Origin of the sequence: Vulcanisaeta distributa DSM 14429 (assembly GCF_000148385.1) — an archaeon.
Taxonomy (GTDB): Archaea; Thermoproteota; Thermoprotei; order Thermoproteales; family Thermocladiaceae; genus Vulcanisaeta; species Vulcanisaeta distributa.
Genome location: NC_014537.1, coordinates 1,827,793 through 1,841,435, shown reverse-complemented (window position 1 = coordinate 1,841,435; position 13,643 = coordinate 1,827,793). Strand labels below are relative to the sequence as shown.

At 42.5% G+C, this 13,643-nt stretch carries 16 protein-coding genes and 1 tRNA gene; 9 read left to right on the top strand and 8 right to left on the bottom strand.

The genetic code is table 11. From position 1 onward, the window contains the following. Position 1: 1 nt before the first annotated feature. The 3 genes from udg to VDIS_RS09615 form a co-directional block, all read right to left on the bottom strand. Positions 2-649, bottom strand: coding sequence for a type-4 uracil-DNA glycosylase (gene udg, locus VDIS_RS09625; protein WP_013337051.1), 648 nt, complete (start codon positions 647-649; stop codon positions 2-4). Positions 650-715: 66 nt separating this feature from the next. Then, positions 716-919 (bottom strand): chromatin protein Cren7, encoded by a 204-nt coding sequence (locus VDIS_RS09620; protein ID WP_013337050.1) that lies wholly within the window; start codon positions 917-919, stop codon positions 716-718. Positions 920-1,162: 243 nt separating this feature from the next. Then, entirely contained in the window at positions 1,163-1,618 is a 456-nt protein-coding gene (locus VDIS_RS09615) for a 30S ribosomal protein S6e (protein WP_013337049.1), read from the bottom strand. 129 nt (positions 1,619-1,747) lie between these two features. On the opposite strand from VDIS_RS09615, the gene VDIS_RS09610 reads away from it, so the two are divergent. Further along, positions 1,748-3,124 (top strand): YeeE/YedE thiosulfate transporter family protein, encoded by a 1,377-nt coding sequence (locus VDIS_RS09610; RefSeq protein WP_052885822.1) that lies wholly within the window; start codon positions 1,748-1,750, stop codon positions 3,122-3,124. A 58-nt stretch (positions 3,125-3,182) separates the two neighbouring features. Continuing rightward, entirely contained in the window at positions 3,183-3,473 is a 291-nt protein-coding gene (locus VDIS_RS09605) for a hypothetical protein (protein ID WP_013337047.1), read from the top strand. Here VDIS_RS09605 and VDIS_RS09600 read toward each other — a convergent pair. Next, positions 3,451-4,191 (bottom strand): exodeoxyribonuclease III, encoded by a 741-nt coding sequence (locus VDIS_RS09600; RefSeq protein ID WP_013337046.1) that lies wholly within the window; start codon positions 4,189-4,191, stop codon positions 3,451-3,453. The genes VDIS_RS09605 and VDIS_RS09600 overlap by 23 nt on opposite strands. Before the next feature lie 38 nt (positions 4,192-4,229). Continuing rightward, on the bottom strand, positions 4,230-5,915 hold the full coding sequence (locus tag VDIS_RS09595; protein ID WP_013337045.1) for a long-chain-fatty-acid--CoA ligase: 1,686 nt from the start codon (positions 5,913-5,915) through the stop codon (positions 4,230-4,232). 101 nt (positions 5,916-6,016) lie between these two features. On the opposite strand from VDIS_RS09595, the gene VDIS_RS09590 reads away from it, so the two are divergent. From VDIS_RS09590 to VDIS_RS09560, 7 genes are read left to right on the top strand one after another with little or no spacing between them, the layout of a single operon-like run. Then, positions 6,017-6,826 (top strand): MBL fold metallo-hydrolase, encoded by an 810-nt coding sequence (locus VDIS_RS09590; RefSeq protein WP_013337044.1) that lies wholly within the window; start codon positions 6,017-6,019, stop codon positions 6,824-6,826. A 42-nt stretch (positions 6,827-6,868) separates the two neighbouring features. Continuing rightward, entirely contained in the window at positions 6,869-7,531 is a 663-nt protein-coding gene (locus VDIS_RS09585) for a hypothetical protein (protein WP_013337043.1), read from the top strand. A 48-nt stretch (positions 7,532-7,579) separates the two neighbouring features. Continuing rightward, complete coding sequence (locus tag VDIS_RS09580; RefSeq protein ID WP_013337042.1) at positions 7,580-8,719, top strand: DUF4129 domain-containing protein; 1,140 nt, start codon at positions 7,580-7,582, stop codon at positions 8,717-8,719. Continuing rightward, positions 8,703-9,767, top strand: a complete 1,065-nt coding sequence (locus VDIS_RS09575; protein ID WP_013337041.1) for a hypothetical protein — start codon at positions 8,703-8,705, stop codon at positions 9,765-9,767. Before VDIS_RS09580 ends, VDIS_RS09575 begins: the two co-directional genes overlap by 17 nt. A 34-nt stretch (positions 9,768-9,801) precedes the next feature. After that, a complete protein-coding gene (locus tag VDIS_RS09570; protein ID WP_013337040.1) occupies positions 9,802-10,755 on the top strand; it encodes an AAA family ATPase in 954 nt (317 codons plus the stop codon). 9 nt (positions 10,756-10,764) lie between these two features. Further along, the gene (locus tag VDIS_RS09565; protein ID WP_013337039.1) at positions 10,765-12,057 is read left to right on the top strand and encodes a DUF58 domain-containing protein; all 1,293 of its coding nucleotides are present in this window, start codon (positions 10,765-10,767) and stop codon (positions 12,055-12,057) included. Between the two features lies 1 nt (position 12,058). Next, positions 12,059-12,628, top strand: a complete 570-nt coding sequence (locus tag VDIS_RS09560) for a hypothetical protein (protein WP_013337038.1) — start codon at positions 12,059-12,061, stop codon at positions 12,626-12,628. On the opposite strand, the gene VDIS_RS09555 is transcribed toward VDIS_RS09560, so the two are convergent. The 3 genes from VDIS_RS09555 to VDIS_RS09545 form a co-directional block, all read right to left on the bottom strand. After that, on the bottom strand, positions 12,623-12,934 hold the full coding sequence (locus tag VDIS_RS09555) for a hypothetical protein (protein ID WP_013337037.1): 312 nt from the start codon (positions 12,932-12,934) through the stop codon (positions 12,623-12,625). The genes VDIS_RS09560 and VDIS_RS09555 overlap by 6 nt on opposite strands. A gap of 157 nt (positions 12,935-13,091) precedes the next feature. Further along, a tRNA-Ser gene (locus VDIS_RS09550) sits at positions 13,092-13,193 on the bottom strand. Positions 13,194-13,201: 8 nt separating this feature from the next. Continuing rightward, on the bottom strand, positions 13,202-13,633 hold the full coding sequence (locus tag VDIS_RS09545; RefSeq protein WP_013337036.1) for a hypothetical protein: 432 nt from the start codon (positions 13,631-13,633) through the stop codon (positions 13,202-13,204). Positions 13,634-13,643 lie beyond the last annotated feature (10 nt).

Below are 13,643 nucleotides of genomic sequence, written 5' to 3'. Positions count from 1 at the left end.
CCTAAGACCCTAAATAATCAAGTATACCTCCACCCCCTTCACCCTTACCAAGTAACGTCTTTACCTTCCTCAAGTCCTCCTCAATGACACCCCTAAGCCTTGGGTTATACAACGCGGCGGCTGGGTGATATGTCGGTAGGACCTTAACGTTAAGATCACCAAGCTTAACATTAAACACCTTACCCCTAATACTACTTATGTTAGACACGGATTTCTCCGGGTACCCCGCCATTGTGAGTATCTCCCTGGCACTATGCCTACCTAAACATATGATTATCTGAGGTCTAATCATTAATATTTGAGTAATTAGATAAGGCCTACATGCCTCAATCTCGTCAGGTTCAGGATCCCTATTATTAGGTGGCCTACACTTAACAACATTCGTTATATAAACCTCCTCCCTCCTAATGCCCACGTTATTTAACAACTTAGTTAGCAATTGACCTGCGGCACCAACAAACGGCCTACCCTCTTCATCCTCCCTCTCACCAGGTGCCTCACCAATAATCATTATCTTAGCATTTAAAGGACCCTCTCCCGGAACGACCCTTCTCCTCGATTTATGTAACTTACACTTGGTGCAATTTAGCATTAGGTTAACGAGCTCGTCATAGCCCACTACGTTTATCTTAATTTTAATAATATCCATACCAATCCCTTATTGTTAAGGAAAATAAAAATCGCTTTAATATATTTTATTAAATATCAATATAGCTTAGGTTATTATGTTGCCTTGCTCGTCAACCTTAGCCACGACCTTCCTAACAACCTTACCAGTAGGTAACTTGAACAGGGCCATTACGAAGCCCTTCCTACCCTTAGGCTGAACCTTCCAAACCTTCGTAGGCTTAAGCTTGTACTTACTTCCTTCATACTCTATTTCATACTCCTTCTTCGCCAGGTCCTCTAGCTTTACCATACGTTGTCTCTTCTGTAACGCAGATTTATAAATATATCGCTTTAGAAAGAACCGTAGATATAAAATGAGAAAGAAATGAAAAACAAAAACAAGAAATATTATAAATATAGAAAGAGACCTTTTCATCTATAAAACCAATGATTATGATAATATCTTAAGTATTGTTTCTATTTCCTTAATAATTGAAATCTAAATTGATGATGAAATAATTTAGAATGGGAAATAGAAATAGCAATGAACCTTTCACTGCTTTTCCTCAGCCTTCTGCTCAGCACCACCGCCAAGCTTCTGAACCTCCTTATCACCGAGCGGGATTATTGGTCCCTCCTTCCAATCCTTTGGATAAACAAGGACTGCATTCACCTGAACTATCTGATCGCTTATTGTATTACCTCTAACGAGCTTCCTCTTCCTCATGCCACGCTTCTCAGGGTGATAACCAACCCCTTCACTCATTAATAGGTACTTCTTAACAGCACCCTCAATGTTCGGTAGCATTGGAGCACCATCAACACCACTACCACCTGTAATCCTAATCTTAAAACCAGGTGGTAATTCAAAGACCTCCTTAATTACCCCACCATCAATCTCATCGCCAATCCTCAAACCCACAAACCTCTGGGCAATTGGATCCTTAACCTCAAACTGCTTAGCTCTCCCACTCATTGGGTCACTAAGTACCAACTTAAACGTTGGCATCGACTTGAACGTAAATAGGGGTTATTAAAATACTTCTATCATTATGAATAACGATTTATCAATACGACTTGTCATAATTTTGAAATAAAAGTATTTAAATATAACCAAAAATCCAGTTTTATGACCCATATGGGTAGCAAATCCCTAAAAATACAGGTTGGCACCGCAAACCTTAGGCCAATGTGGGTGGTGGCATCAATACTTTTGATAGGTGCCTTAGCAATGCTCATAGGCGGTGTTATTATGCAGTTAGTGTATCATATAACCCTTGCACCATTATGGGTTGGTATCTTCGCAGGAATACTATTATCAATTCCCTTGGAAATTTGGGATTTCTCTAATCCAGATGTCATAATTAAGGCAATAACTCTAAAGGATAGACTATTGATGGTATGCTTCGGGTTAGTTATAGGACTTGGTGCCATACTTCTCTATGCGCTTAACCTATTTGTTCCTGCGCTCCACTGGGGCATTAAGGCGTTTTTCGTGCCTGGTGTCGTAATTGGAGGTTTAATATTTGGTGTTGGTGTGGCCATTGCTGGTTACTTCCCAGGTACTATATGGATTGCACTTGGTCAGGGAAGAAGAGATGCTATTTATGCCGTGGTTGGCGGATTACTGGGCGCCTTGACTTGGTCGTTAATATTTGGGCAGGCTAGGTACTTCTTCTGGGATACCCTTAACTTTGGTCCAATAACGTGGCCCACACTATTTGGTTTGACGACTAAGATTGATGAGCTGATTGTGGCCATAGTCTTTGGTATTTTGATGATTAGTATGTGGTTATTCATACCAAGAAGGCAGGGTGGTAAGGCGTGCGTGCTCCACTTAACTGGCAAGACCAAGGAAGTAATGCCGCTTGAGGATGAGATTAGCGAATTTAAGGAGGATTATCCGAAAATACCTGACTATGTAATTGAGGCTGTCTCAGTTCAGCAGCCTCGTTCATCAAGAATAATATTTGCACTTGCCTTCGACTTCACACTAGTGGCGGTTGCGGTAATTGTGCTTAGGCAGATATTTGGTGAATCAACGACATACGCATGGATTTGGTCCCAAATACTGTATTTCATAGATCCACGTTGGGCCGCCAGTCTGCCTTACTTCCAGTTATTTGGTGGATTAAAGATTGTTAATGGGATCCCTGTTGATAAGCCATTTAGTGAGATTGGTTGGGAGCCGCTCTCTGACTTAGGGACATTCCTTGGTGGCTTGATATCGTCGGTCTTCATAACGAAGAGGTTCATGGCGTTTAAGCCATGGACACCGCACATATGGAGGGATAGGTTTGGTAACACACCAGGTCTTAGGGCCCTGGCATCATTCATAGGAGCCTACTTGGTATTGTTTGGGGCAAGGATGGCTAATGGCTGTGCCAGTGGGCACATACTAAGTGGGAACCTGCAGATGGCTGTTAGCAGTTTCGTGTTCTTCATTGCCGTGATAATAGGCGCAATAATCACGGCGTACGTACTATACGGCTTAAAGCCTTGGACATCAAGGTGATTGCATAAGTAATGTGGAATTTCCCTTAAAAATCATAAGAATAATCATTACTTTTATAATGATTATAAAACTCCTCAGAAGGGATTCTGAGTATTACGTTTATATTAATGGCTCGGTTATTAAGGTAGATGGTTTAAGACCAATTGATTACCTACTGATTGCGTTAGCCTATGGGCTTGGTGTTCGTTATATCGATAAGTATGGTGGCAATGAGTATATTATTAACTGTGAAATAGTCGATGATGAGCTCAGGTGTAAAGCCCGCTGTAGTGGGCATGAGGATAGGTGCTTCGTATATAGATTGTTAATACGTGGTGGTTTATCCCTTAGTTGCTTATCTCAATCATGACCGGCACGTGGTCAGAACCCTCCACATCACTTAAAACCTCAGCCTTAATCACCTTACCCCTCAATTCCTCACTAACCATGCAATAATCAATCCTCATAGCCCTCCACCTCTCCTTATAACTACGCCACGTAAACACCCTAGCATTTGGGTGGAGTTCCCTGAAGGCGTCGATGAATCCATCCTTAATGAGTTGACTAAGCCAAGCCCTCTCCTCAGGGGTTAAGCCAGGATGTTTCTCGTCCCAAAATGAGGAATCAAGCCTATCCCTGGCAATATTGAAGTCTCCGCATACAATAACGGGCTTTCTACTTCTTAATTCATTCAAAAATTTCTCAATGGCGCCGCAGAAGGATATCTTAAAACCCAGCCTACTAAGGTCATCACCAGCCCTTGGAAAGTAAGCATTAACAACGTAGAACTCATTAAATTCCACAGTAATTACCCTACCCTCTGCATCAAATTCCTTGATACCAAGGCCCTTGATAACGGAGATAGGCTTTACCTTCGTGAGAGTCATAACACCTGCGTAGCCCTTCCTCTCGGCAGGGAATGGGTACGCTTCATAGCCCAGCCCCATTATCGTTAGTGGAACATCACCTGAACTTCTAATCTCCTGGAGTAGAACAACATCGTAATTACCCATACTTAGTAGCCTATCGAGTGAGCCCTTCCTCATTATACTCCTCAAACCATTAACGTTCCATGAAACGATCCTCATTTTTATTCAAGTCAATTCAATGATTTAGATTTAAGCACTTACTTACTAAGCACATCCTTATATTGATCCCTGAGCACCTTCTTATCTATCTTACCAGTACTCGTTAATGGCAGCTCCTTCACAAATATTACCTTGTCCGGTATCCACCACTTTGGTATCTCACCCCTCTCCACAAACTGCATAAGGTAATTCCTAATTTCATCCTCAGTAAGCCTACCTTCATAGCCAGGTTTTGGTACGATAATGGCCACGGGCCTCTCACCCCACTTCTCATGAGGTACGCCGACAACGGCTACCATGTTAACGCCTGGGTGCGTGCTTATTAAGTCCTCAAGCCTGAGACTTGGTATCCATTCTCCACCGCTTTTGATTACGTCCTTAAGCCTATCAGCGATCTTAACGTAATTGTCAGGTAGCCAAACTGCGGCATCCCCTGTGTGGAACCAGCCATTGCGCCAAGCATTCTTAGTCTTCTCGGGGTCACCAATGTACTCCCTGAAGAGCCATGGAGCTCTAACCACGATCTCGCCGATGGTCTTACCATCCCTCGGAACATCCCTATCCTGCTCATCAACAACGCGCAACTGAACGAGAGGTATTACGATCCCTGTCCTTAGGTAAATCTCGTTCTTCTTCTCAGGCGGTAAATCCTTGTGATCAGGCCTTAAATAGGCGATGGTGAGTACTGGCGCGGTTTCCGTCAAACCATAGCCGCTTATCACAGTCATACCCCTGGCCTGGGCAGCCTTCAGTAATCCCTCAGGTAATGCCGCACCGCCAACTATAAACTTCAACCTGCTAAGGTCATACTTAGGCGAGTCTGGGTGGTTAAGTAGGTTGTATAGTATTGTTGGTACGCCTGCCGATAATGTGATTCCCTCGTCATGGATTAACCTTAGTATGTGTCCCCAATCAAAGCGACCTGGATATACGATCTTCCTATGGCCGCCAAGCATGGTTGACCACGGCCAACCCCATGCATGAACATGATACATGGGTACTAAAACCATGGCAACATCATCCTGCGAGGCATTTATGGGTGGGTTCTTCACGGCAAGCGCCGTGGACAAAGTATGCAATACCAACCCCCTATGGGTATGGTACCCTCCCTTAGGTAATCCTGTTGTTCCTGACGTGAACATTAGTGTCGCCGGTGTTCTTTCGTCTATCTCTGGGAATTCCTTTAATGGTTCGTGCCTTAGTAGGTCCTCATATGGTATCATCCTAACACCATAATCCTGACCCGGCACCTTACCCCTATCACTCATATAAATAATGGCCTTTATGCTCTTGACATTATTAAGAATTGGCTTTAGCAATGGCTCGAAATAATCAATATTTACGATAAATACCTCAGGTTTAGCAACACCCATTGTGTATATGATCTCCTTGGGGGCGAGCATTGCATTGACCGTGAATAGGGCAGCGCCAATGCTCGGTACTGCGTAGTAAAGGTCGAGGTACCTGAGGGTATTCCACTCAAGCACCGCAACCCTACTACCTAATTCCCAAGCCCTGCCAGGCTTTAGACCAAGGTCCATTAAGGCGGCTGCAATTCTACGAACCCTATCGGCGAGTTGGGCGAATGTGACCGATGTCCTGGAGCCGCTAGGGGGCCAATAAACAATCTCATTATTTGGGAAGGCAGTGACTACATAGTCAAGTATCTTATCTATTGTTAATTGGAAGTCATAGAAGAAGGACTTAATCTCCTCAGATGGCATGTTGCTGATGCTTATTCATGATTTATAAGACTTCTGGATATAATTCATATATAGAAATATATACATTAAAACTTAAAATTTAAGTAAACCGGAGTAAAATTATGAAAATAACAATATTGGTGGATAACTATGCAACACAACTATCCTCATTAAGTAAGCGGTTACTGAGCGAGTGGGGGTTTGCGGCATATGTGCATGATTATAGGATATTATATGATACGGGACTTACGGGGACAGCCCTATTAAATAATATGAGGGCACTCGGCATAGACCTAAACGAGCCGGAGTACCTGGTAATTAGCCATAGGCACATTGACCACACAGGCGGTGTTCGTGCATTCCTGAACGCCAGGTCAAGACCCATAAAAATGATTGCACACACTAATCTATTCACGAAGGCCTACGCTACCAGCGAAGGCGGTAAACTTGAGGATATAAGCGTGGACTTCACGAGGGAGTATCTGGAGAGTAGGGGCGTTGAGTTAATACTAATTAAGGAGCCCTATAGGATTGCTAACGACGTTATTGTGTCGGGTGAGATACCTAGGAAGTGGGGTCCATCACACACAGGCGCCGTTACTGATGAGGTGCCTGATGATATGGCATTGTATATAAAGCACCCGAATGGGTTGATAGCTTTAACGGGTTGTGGGCATTCTGGGGTTGAGAATATTGTGGAGTATGGATTCCAGGTAACTGGGTTGAACAAGCTGTACGCAGTTATTGGAGGGCTTCATTTCATGGGATTAAGCGAGGATAGGATTAGGCAGGTAACCAATTATTTAGCCAATAAGTCACCCAGCATTGTAATTGGGACCCACTGTACGGGTATTCTTGGTATTGCAGCCTTGTACAATGCTATGCCAAGGGCGTCTAGGCTTGGTGGTGTTGGTTCCGTAATTGAGCTTTAATAATGCTTTAAATTGCACTTCCTGGTTAAAGTTATTAGGGTAATGTCGATTGACCTCCTGGAGCGTGGAATTGACTATATCCGTTGGTCATTACTCATAATATCTGCTGACGCAATTATTCTGACAATATTGTTGCTTTTATCATTATTAATCACTCCTATGGCTGCTTACATATTCACGGTAGTGATCTCATACTTCCTCTTAATATCCACTGTAATACCGTATGTGCTGGTGGTGATTTTTTGGTTGCTTGGTTTTAGAGACTTGGTTCATTATAGTAGGAGGTATTTCATTGGGTTTGTTGGTTCTTTGATAATCACAACCTCGTACTTCATGAACATACTCTACATGGGTTATTTAATGGTTAACGAACTCGTAGGCAATGCCCTAATCCCCAAGCCACTAATGTTGGAACCGCTTATATTGACATATAATAAGTATTTCATAGTATTTTCGTTATACTTACCACTGCCTCTCTTCATATCGTTGGTCCTAGGCGTCCTCGGATCCATCTTAAGCATGATGACCCTATATAGGTTGGGTAATGATTTCAATATTAAGAGGATTAAGATAGACTCCCTAATCGCAATAATCGGCATCCTAATGATAGAGACACCACTGATTGGTGGGTTGCTCATTAGTATAGGTACTGCGCTGCTAACTCTTGACCTAGGCAGGGTATTTAATGAATTAGGTAATAGGTAAGTAGCAGGATTACTAAGAATTTTAAATTCAAGGTTTGTTAATGATTGTGTGAATAAATCCGCAATCTTGATATTGGTCATTGGATTATTAATAACGTGGTTATTGGCGTCCTCAATTGGCGTATTAATAAAATTGAATGAATCAAAGGCAGCGCAGGGAGGTGGCTCATTAAATATTCATGTGAATCTACCACAACCCGTAATCACGTTACCACCAATAAACATAACAATACCGCAGCATGTTAACGAAACTCGTGGTGCGGAATTGTACGTACCATTAATACCACTACCAATAGTAATGCCTAACATACCAATCAATATCACGAGGTACATAGTTATAAGTACGCCAAGACCCCCACAACCATGGGGCGGTGGTTATTCAGGCACATCGGGCTTACAGGAGGGTTCAGGAAATAGCCAGCAGTATGTTAGTAATACGGTGGCTCCATTAAGGATACCACCATTATTGGTTATCATCGTAATAATCACGGCAATCATAATCATCAGCATTAGCTCATTAACAATAGTAAGGAGAGAGATTCATGGGAGTAGTCAATTAAGCAGTAATACCAATGTCAATGTAAAGAGTAATCTCAAAATTAATGTGGTCTCAAAAGGTGGTAGTGATGTGCACATTAAATTATCAAGAGAAGTTGAATTACTCCCGGGGGAAGTCGTGAAGGTTATTAGTGGTTGGGGTGGTAATGATATTATTGACTTAGGAATACCCAGGGATTTACCATTAATATGGAGATTCAATGAACCATTACCCATAATTATTAAGGGGGGTGCTTTGGTCACTGTTACGAGACCAGGGATTCTTAAGGAGGACTCGTTAATAATGCCTTTAAGGGGTTGTTATGGTATTAGCATTGGGCTTGGTGATAGGGAGGAGCGATTATTTATTAGAGCCAGTGATTATAGGGATGATGTCGTTAATTTTATTAGGTTGAACATAGGAAATTTCGTAATTAAGGACTCAGCGACCATTAGGGAGGCGATGAGACAGTTGGTTAATGATGGCGTCATTAATGGTGAGTGGAATTCAATAAATACGATCATTAGGTTATTCGAGATGGTTAGATATGGGCTTAGGGATGTTGATAGGCGTGATTATGAGGAATTCCTTAGGGCACTAAGTAAGGTCTTTAGGGATGCCAGGGTGATTGTTTGTGAGAGAGCCTCATAATTTAATTATTAGGTACGTAGTTGCATACGTAATACTCACATTATTTACGTTGTTCATTCTTTTGATAAGGTCCATTGGCACTTACTTAATCGCTATATTTGTGATACCAACAGCAGCCCTGATAACAACAATTTTAATAAGTAATTTAATTAGGTACCGTAGTAGCATCGTTGCCGATGTACTTAGGAGTTTAGTGGCGCCTTCACTGTTCATATACCTACTGATTGGGGGCTTAACCTCCATACTAATTGTTAATTACAGGGAGTATTCCTCCATTATTAATTACCTAATGAATTTCCTAGCCCTGGTCATAATTGGCGCGATAGTCAATAGATATTCAACGAGGCAGATGATTGGGATAGGTTTCACTGAGTCATTACTTAAGTACTTGTCGTATTTCTTCGTATTCCTTGGGCTTGGTTATCTATTTGGTGCTATTTACTTACCATTATTCTACCCATTCGCGGCAGTATCCATTGTTTACCTAGTACTTACGTCAGCCACTGTGATTGAGAGCCGCGGCATCAATGTCAGGGGAGTTATTGGGAATTCACGCCCGTTAGCCCTTGCGGCTTTTGGCATTGGTCTGTTGTATTCCTTACTTTCAATTCCAAAACCATCAATATGGAACACGTACATACTAATAGTGTTCATAATTATTGCCTCAACATCCATAATATACGCGGGCTATAAACTATACATCAGTGGGCTAGAGGTTGTGGAGAGTATCGAGGAGGAATTGTATGAGAAACATAGGCGTGAGATTAAGGTTGTACCATCACCTGAGTACTCACTTTTCGAGGAGGCTGTTAGGGAGTTCGTGGTTAACGGTAAGAAGGATAAATTGATCGCATACCTGGTCCATGAATTAACAAATGATGGCTTAGATTATAAGATGATTATTGATAAGCTTGATAAATTAATTAACTACTCAAGTGTAGTAACCTGTAAGAGGGTTAATAGGAGGATCCTTGAAATGGAGGTTAGGGATAGGATTAACCTCATCAATGAGTTACTCAATGAATTATTGAGCAACAAAAATACTTAATTTACCTTACTCTTAATACCAACTTAGGCTAGTAATGAGTAAGGTTGACATTGGTTATGTAACGGAGAGGGTCAGGGCCGTGATTAACGAGATAACCAAGTACTTTGTCGGTGACGAAGAGATCCTATTAAAAATACTAGCCTCGATTATTGCTGGCGGTCACATACTCATTGAGGATGTGCCAGGTACTGGTAAGACCTTCCTATCGAAAATGCTCGCTAAGGTCCTCGGGCTTAGGTTCAGTAGAATTCAATTCACGCCTGACTTACTACCCAGTGATATTATTGGTACTAAGGTTTGGAGACCTGACAAGGGTAGTTTCGAGTTGGTGCTCGGCCCCATATTCGCAAATTTCGTACTTGCTGATGAGGTTAATAGGGCTCCTCCTAAGGTTCAGTCTGCTTTGCTTGAGGCTATGCAGGAGGGTCAGATAACAATTGAGGGTGAGACGATTAAGCTCCCTCAGCCATTCATTGTAGTCGCCACGCAGAATCCCATAGAGCTCGAGGGAACATACCCACTACCAGAGGCACAACTAGACAGATTCATGATAAGAATAAGACTAGGATATCCGAAGGATGAGGTTGAGTTACTTAAGCGTAGGATCTCATGGCGTAGTAACGACCCAACACCCCAGGTAAGGACTGTATTAAGTGGTGATGAATTATTAATGATTAGGAATTTCGTGGAGAGTAACGTTGTTGTTAGTGACGATGTTATGAAGTATGTAGTGAGCTTCAACGTTATTAGGAGGGATCCCAGGGTACTTGCTGGTCCAAGCCCCAGGGGATTGATGGCATTGATGAGTATGGGTAGGGCTATGGCGGTTATCGATGGCAGGGACTACGTAATACCCGACGATATAAAGAGGGTTATTATTGAAACCCTTGGGCATAGAATTGTGCTTAAGCCTGAGGTCGCCCTGGAGGGGGTTAGTGGTGAGGATATTGTTAGGGAGTATGTTGAGAAGATACCAATACCCAGGTAGTGATTACTAATGAGGGAATTCTCGAAAATACTCCTGCTCCTCATAATACTTCCAATGATTATAGCCGTGGCCGCAGTACTAACAACATCTAAGTTGTACATACTCCCCATACTCTTCCCCCTAATCACGTTGGTGATAGCTTTAAGCTTAGACGAAAAGCCCACGATATCGATAACCCTCAACGCCGATAAAAGCGTTATGTACGTTGATGAGGAATTAAACATAGAATTAAACGTTAAAATCCACGGCGGCTTCGGCCTTTTAATAATTAGGGCGCCGCCAAATCCTGACACGTTAATGGCCGAGGGCTTTGAGTTGGTTAAGGGCAATAATGTTCACGTAATCTTCAAGGGATTCGGCGATGTGGACAGGAGATTCACATATGTATTAAAGGCTGTTAAGAGGGGTAATTACTCATTGGGTAGTATTGATTATGTGTATTATAATGCCCTGGGAATACACGAACCAATTAAGGGTTCCATAAAGCTTGGAGGTAATGTCCAGGTAATACCCAGGATCAAGATTGTTAGGAGGGTTCTCGGAATGGTCAAGCCGAGACAGGGATTACCTAGGTACTCACCATCAAGGCTTGGCCCATACTCCACGGAATTTAGGTCCGTGAGGAATTACGTGCCTGGTGACCCATACAAGTTCATTAATTGGAAGGCAACCGCGAGGGATCCTGGTGGTAAAGTAATGGTTAATGAGTATGAGAGGGAGGGGCTTAGGACAACAATAATATTGCTAGACGTTGGTTGGTGGATGAGGTATGGAACCGCCGAGGATAACCCCCTTGAGTATGGAGTATCACTCATACTATCCCTAAGTAGGGTATTACTCAGGTATGGTTATAATGTTGGTCTTTGGACAATACCAACCGGCCCAAGGGTCATACCCAGCTCGGGAACCACGCAGTACTACAGGTTATTGCGAGAGTTAATGGTTGTAAGAGCATTGCCCATTAAGGGCTATATCATGGACCCAGCCCTTTATAGGTTGATACAGGAGACTAACCCAGCATTAATTATTGTGACGAATATGAACGTAGAAAGTGCCGAGAGGGTTATTACCCTACTTAATAAATTACCATCAAGGGCTCTCATAATTGATATAGTGCCCGACACAATACTAATGAGGAGTTTAGTAAAGGGGTTGCCCTGTAATCAGTGGGTCATTAGGAATAGAGTGAGGTTATATAAGGCATTACCGAGGAATGCCAAGGTAATTACTTGGGACCCAGCTTGTGAGGGCATTGGCTCGTTAATCGCCAAGATATCAACGTACCTAGGCAGGTGGTTATGAAATGAGGCAGGTCCTAGCCGTATTATCACTAGTACTTCCTGTGATCCCCTTCATAATGTTAATGCCTAATAACCCATCAATCAGCTTGATATTAATCGCCATAACTCTCTCAATAGGGCTTATCGGACTTCTCATGGGTAATCTATCTGTTGAGTCCTGGATAGCCCTAACAATGGCGTTGATAATATCGGTAACGTCACAGGGCTATGTACCATACATATTTCACGTGGTGCTTGTTCAACCCCAGGGCTTGACCATATTTGATGGGTCAATAATCATCATAGAGTACTCATTAATATTGTCCCAACTCTATAACAATTACGTGAGGTATATGAGGGAATTCAGTAGTAAGGGTTATGATAAAGATGAGGTTAACAATGCATTGAACAGCCTAATCAAGTGGATACTCATATTCCTAATAATATCCCTATTAGCATCATTTACTATTTATTACGTAATAACGATGATGACAGTACCACTAATAGACCCATTTACAGCCCTTGTGATCTTCGCCGTAACTTACATAGTCATATCCAGATACCTACTAACGAGAATAAAGGGTCGGTCATAAAACATCGAAGAACTCACTGAAACACTCAAGGGTGCTACCATCAACCATAGGCTGCCAAACAACCCTATACCTACCCTTATCAATGGGTTTACCATCATTATCAAGCTGAAACCAAACGACAACGAAGGAGGAACTCGGGCTAATGGTAATCTGTGGAGGCTCAATCGAGTAAATCACCCTACCATTGGCATCAATTATTTGCCAGGAACCAATCATGACAGGCGTATTGCCTAGATTAATAAGCGTAATATAAATGGGCTCACCCCTCGAAAATGCCCTCCTATCCAGGTAAACACTGCAGGACACGCATAACTAACAAACTACCTGATATAAAAATCAATTACAATGAAATAAATCATTACTAAGGAAATTACCAATAATTAAGATGAAAGATTTCCTATCATCCACCTGATTACCGAGAAACCTTCCCATGGAGGAATCACATTTGAAGGATAATCCGTGTTGGTGCCGGGGCCGGGATTTGAACCCGGGCCCCCTTGCGGGGACGGGATGCCTTGGCCTTGCTCTCGAGTCCCGCGCCTTAACCGTGCTCGGCCACCCCGGCGTTTTCTTTTACTGTGCTTTTCGATTTAAAGCTTTTGCTATTATTTCCTGGCAGGTTCTATTGCTTATCTTCATGTAACTTCTAGGTGGTTTTATGTTCAGTTTCCTTAATTCTTCTATTGTCACCGCGTTTGGCAGTATTGTTGGGCTTGTCACTTCAAGTATGAGTATCCTCCTCCTTGACCCTAGGTACTTAGTCATTACGTACTCCAGGTTATCCCTGGGAATATCTCCACACTTATTACCTATCACATTCATTAACTCACCTGGCCTTACTATGGTTGAATCACCGGCTATGAAATATCCCTTAACCGCCTTAACTGGGCTTGAGTAGTAGACGAGGATCATGTCGCCCTTATTTATTGGCCCAATGAAGGTCCTTACCTCGCATTTCTTTTGGCCTGTTAGGATCTCTGCGGCGAATTGAGGTTTTAAGGACATTAAGAAGCAG

Bases quoted from the DNA above. Each gene is read 5' to 3' on its own strand.
- VDIS_RS09595 (WP_013337045.1), bottom strand. From the start codon at position 5,915: ATGCCATCTGAGGAGATTAAGTCCTTCTTCTATGACTTCCAATTAACA.
- VDIS_RS09590 (WP_013337044.1), top strand. From the start codon at position 6,017: ATGAAAATAACAATATTGGTGGATAACTATGCAACACAACTATCCTCA.
- VDIS_RS09545 (WP_013337036.1), bottom strand. From the start codon at position 13,633: ATGTCCTTAAAACCTCAATTCGCCGCAGAGATCCTAACAGGCCAAAAG.
- VDIS_RS09565 (WP_013337039.1), top strand. From the start codon at position 10,765: ATGAGGGAATTCTCGAAAATACTCCTGCTCCTCATAATACTTCCAATG.
- VDIS_RS09605 (WP_013337047.1), top strand. From the start codon at position 3,183: ATGATTATAAAACTCCTCAGAAGGGATTCTGAGTATTACGTTTATATT.
- VDIS_RS09615 (WP_013337049.1), bottom strand. From the start codon at position 1,618: ATGCCAACGTTTAAGTTGGTACTTAGTGACCCAATGAGTGGGAGAGCT.
- VDIS_RS09585 (WP_013337043.1), top strand. From the start codon at position 6,869: ATGTCGATTGACCTCCTGGAGCGTGGAATTGACTATATCCGTTGGTCA.
- VDIS_RS09600 (WP_013337046.1), bottom strand. From the start codon at position 4,191: ATGAGGATCGTTTCATGGAACGTTAATGGTTTGAGGAGTATAATGAGG.
- VDIS_RS09560 (WP_013337038.1), top strand. From the start codon at position 12,059: ATGAGGCAGGTCCTAGCCGTATTATCACTAGTACTTCCTGTGATCCCC.
- VDIS_RS09620 (WP_013337050.1), bottom strand. From the start codon at position 919: ATGGTAAAGCTAGAGGACCTGGCGAAGAAGGAGTATGAAATAGAGTAT.
- udg (WP_013337051.1), bottom strand. From the start codon at position 649: ATGGATATTATTAAAATTAAGATAAACGTAGTGGGCTATGACGAGCTC.
- VDIS_RS09610 (WP_052885822.1), top strand. From the start codon at position 1,748: ATGGGTAGCAAATCCCTAAAAATACAGGTTGGCACCGCAAACCTTAGG.
- VDIS_RS09570 (WP_013337040.1), top strand. From the start codon at position 9,802: ATGAGTAAGGTTGACATTGGTTATGTAACGGAGAGGGTCAGGGCCGTG.